3 protein-coding genes are annotated in these 3,090 nt (G+C 63.2%); 2 read left to right on the plus strand and 1 reads right to left on the minus strand.

The window, feature by feature from the left end; genetic code table 11:
• Positions 1 to 81: 81 nt before the first annotated feature.
• Positions 82 to 987 carry a LysR substrate-binding domain-containing protein gene (locus AC1D0P_RS23740; RefSeq protein ID WP_477678989.1) on the minus strand — a complete coding sequence of 302 codons (906 nt, stop codon included), beginning with the start codon at positions 985 to 987 and terminating at the stop codon, positions 82 to 84.
• A 209-nt stretch (positions 988 to 1,196) separates the two neighbouring features.
• Here AC1D0P_RS23740 and AC1D0P_RS23745 point away from each other — a divergent pair, with 209 nt between their 5' ends.
• Both AC1D0P_RS23745 and AC1D0P_RS23750 read left to right on the plus strand, forming a co-directional pair.
• A complete protein-coding gene (locus tag AC1D0P_RS23745) occupies positions 1,197 to 1,850 on the plus strand; it encodes an FMN-dependent NADH-azoreductase (protein ID WP_477678990.1) in 654 nt (217 codons plus the stop codon).
• Positions 1,851 to 2,038: 188 nt separating this feature from the next.
• Complete coding sequence (locus AC1D0P_RS23750) at positions 2,039 to 2,953, plus strand: TauD/TfdA dioxygenase family protein (protein WP_477678991.1); 915 nt, start codon at positions 2,039 to 2,041, stop codon at positions 2,951 to 2,953.
• Positions 2,954 to 3,090 lie beyond the last annotated feature (137 nt).

Below are 3,090 nucleotides of genomic sequence, written 5' to 3' on the forward strand. Positions count from 1 at the left end.
GGGCTACCCCCGGCCAGCAAATCTCAGCAAAACCACAAACGCCGAACAACCACTAGCTAACTGGCCTTTGAGGCCAAAACCTCAAACCAAAGAATCCCCTCTCATCCTCTCCCCCAAAAAATCCAGAAAACTCCTAACCGCCGGCACCTGCCCACGCCGTGAAGTAAATACCGCATGCGCCACGCCGGCGGGAAGCGCCCAGTCCGGCAGCACGGGCACCAGCAACTGGGCCTGCCGCTCGGCCGCGCTCATGGAGTCGGGTAAAAAAGTCATGCCGGTGCCGGCCAGCACCGCGAGCTTCAAGGTCTGCAGGTCGTCAGCGACGTAGCGCGGCTGGTGATGCAGCACGAACTCCTTTCCGCCGGGGCCCAACAGCCGCCAGGACGAGCGCCCGTCGGCCCAGGACATGGACACGGTGTCGAGCTTGAGCAGGTCTTCGGGTTTCTCGGGCCGGCCCTGGCGCTGCAGCAGGGTCGGGCTGGCCAGCAGGTGGCCGCCGCCGGAGCCCAGGTTCTTGATCACCAGGCTGCCGCTGTCTTCCAGTGTTGGGCGCACGCGCAGCGCGATGTCTATGCCCTCCTCCACCAGGTCGATGACGCGGTTGGTCACGCGCATGTCGATGCGTACCTGTGGGTACAGCTCCATATAGCGCGGCACCAGGTAGCCCACCGAGCCCTGCGCCAGCGTCACCGGGCAGGTGATGCGCAGGGTGCCGCGCGGCTCGACCTGCATTTGCGCCACGGCTTCGGAGGCGGCCAACGCTTCGTCGCGCATGGTGCTGCAATGGCGCAAATAAATTTCGCCGACTTCCGTGAGCGACAGCTTGCGCGTGGTGCGCTGCAAAAGCCGCACGCCCAACCTTGACTCCAGCTCGGCCACACGGCGCGACAGCCGGGATTTGGGCAGGCCCAGCGCGCGGCCGGCCGCGGCAAAGCCGCCCCGCTCCACCACTTCGGCGAAATACAGCATGTCGTTGAGGTCTTGCATGGGGTGCCGTCCTTCCGTGGATACCTGCCTGAATGGGCTGAGTTATTGCCCTTGATGGCAACCATTGTCCTGCAGGTAGAACAATCTATCGCAATTTTACCGACTTATCAATCAATCGACTCATCCGCACAATCTATCCATGGCTGCGATTCAAGGTGAATACGGCCTGAAAACCTGATTCAACAACTCTTTCATCAAGGAATCCCATCATGAGCAAGCTTCTCCACATCGACTCCAGCATCCTGGGCGGCAACTCGGTTTCCCGCCAGCTCACCGCGCAAATCGTGGCCTCCTGGCGCGCCGGCCACCCCGGCACCGAAGTCAGCTATCTGGACCTGGCCGCCGACACGCCGCCCCACCTCTCGGCCGAATCGCTAGGTTTCCGCATGCCTGCCGACACCGCCTTTAGCGACGTGCAGAAGCGCGAAAACGCCGTGTCCGAAGCGCTGGTGAGCCAGTTCCTGGCGGCCGACGTGATCGTGGTGGGTGCACCGCTGTACAACTTCGCGATTCCCAGCCAGCTCAAGGCCTGGATCGACCGCATCGCGCAAGTCGGCCGCACCTTCAAGTACACCGAAAAAGGCCCTGTCGGCCTGGCCGGCGGCAAGACCGTGATCGTGGCCTCGGCCCGCGGCGGCGTGTATTCGACCAGCGAAGCCATGACGGCCCTGGAACACCAGGAGAGCTACCTGAAAGTGGTGTTCGGTTTCTTCGGCATCACCGACGTGCGTTTTGTGCGCGCCGAAGGCCTGGCCATGGGCGAAGCCGCCAAGGCCGCCGCGCTGTCCGCAGCGCAGATTGAAATCGTGACGCACACGCAAGCGCCCGCGGCAAACCAGGAAAAATCCGCCCTGGCCGCCTGAGCCTGGTGCATCGCGCACCAAACAAAGCCCGCATATGCGGGCTTTTTTCATGGCTCTCCCAAATGCGTGCACCACATCCGCCCGGTAATTATTTAATGACGAACAAGTAGTTCACTTTAGGCCGGCGTGTCCCTACACTCAGCGCTTGTCCCCGCTCACGGGCACAGGCATGAACAAGAAAGGTGAAGATGTCAGCGACTTTGGCTCCGGACGACCGCGCAAATGCGGCCGCAACAACACAGCACACCCCCTCCTCCATCGAGATCCGGCCGTTTGATGCCCCGCTGGGCGCCGAAGTGCTGGGCCTGGATCTCTCGAAACCGCTCAGCCCCGCCGACTTCAGCCGCATCCACCGCGCCCACCTGGACCACCACGTACTGGTGTTCCGCGACCAGCGCATCACGCCGCAGCAGCACGTCGATTTCAGCCGCCGCTTCGGCCCGCTGCAAATCCACGTGCTGAAAAACTTCCAGCTGCAGAACCACCCGGAAATCCTGATCGTCTCCAACATCAAGGAAAACGGCGAGCCCATAGGCCTGGGCGACGCCGGCCATTTCTGGCACTCCGACCTTTCGTACAAAGACAAACCCAGCCTGGGCTCGCTGCTGCATGCGCAGGAACTGCCCGCCGAAGGCGGCGACACCCTGTTCGCCAACCAGCACACCGCCTGGGACACCCTGCCCGCCGCCCTCAAGACCGCCGTTGAGGGCCTGCGCGCCGAACACACCTACCTCGCCAAATACGAAGAACTGCGCAGCCGCAACCCCTGGCGCCCCAAGCTCACGCAGGAACAGGTTGAAGAGGTCAAGCCGGTGGTCCACCCGGTGGTCCGCACCCACCCCGAGAACGGCCGCAAGGCGCTGTTCGTCAGCGAACATTTCACCACCCGCATCCTCGACATACCCGAGGACGAAAGCACCGCGCTGCTGAGCGAACTGTTCGAGCACACCTCACGCGCTGAACTCATCTACCGCCACCAATGGCAACCGCACGACATGGTCTTCTGGGACAACCGGTCCGTCACCCACCTCGCAGCAGGCACGCCCGACCACCTGCGCCGCAAGCTCTACCGCACCACGATTGAAGGCGACACGCCTTTCTAAGAGCCCGGATATCCGGTTCCCGCTCCCGATCCCGCTTGCCCCGTCCTGGCTGGGCCGAGGAGCGCAGAGACAAGCGGATCAGGGCCGGCGTTGTCTGAGCGAAGCGAGTTTAGCCGGACCCCGCTTGGCTCGAGCAC

The sequence above is a fragment of the Polaromonas sp. P1_G2 genome (assembly GCF_056405515.1).

Coding starts and splice junctions, on each gene's coding strand:
- AC1D0P_RS23740 (WP_477678989.1), bottom strand. CDS start 987: ATGCAAGACCTCAACGACATGCTGTATTTCGCCGAAGTGGTGGAGCGG.
- AC1D0P_RS23745 (WP_477678990.1), top strand. CDS start 1,197: ATGAGCAAGCTTCTCCACATCGACTCCAGCATCCTGGGCGGCAACTCG.
- AC1D0P_RS23750 (WP_477678991.1), top strand. CDS start 2,039: ATGTCAGCGACTTTGGCTCCGGACGACCGCGCAAATGCGGCCGCAACA.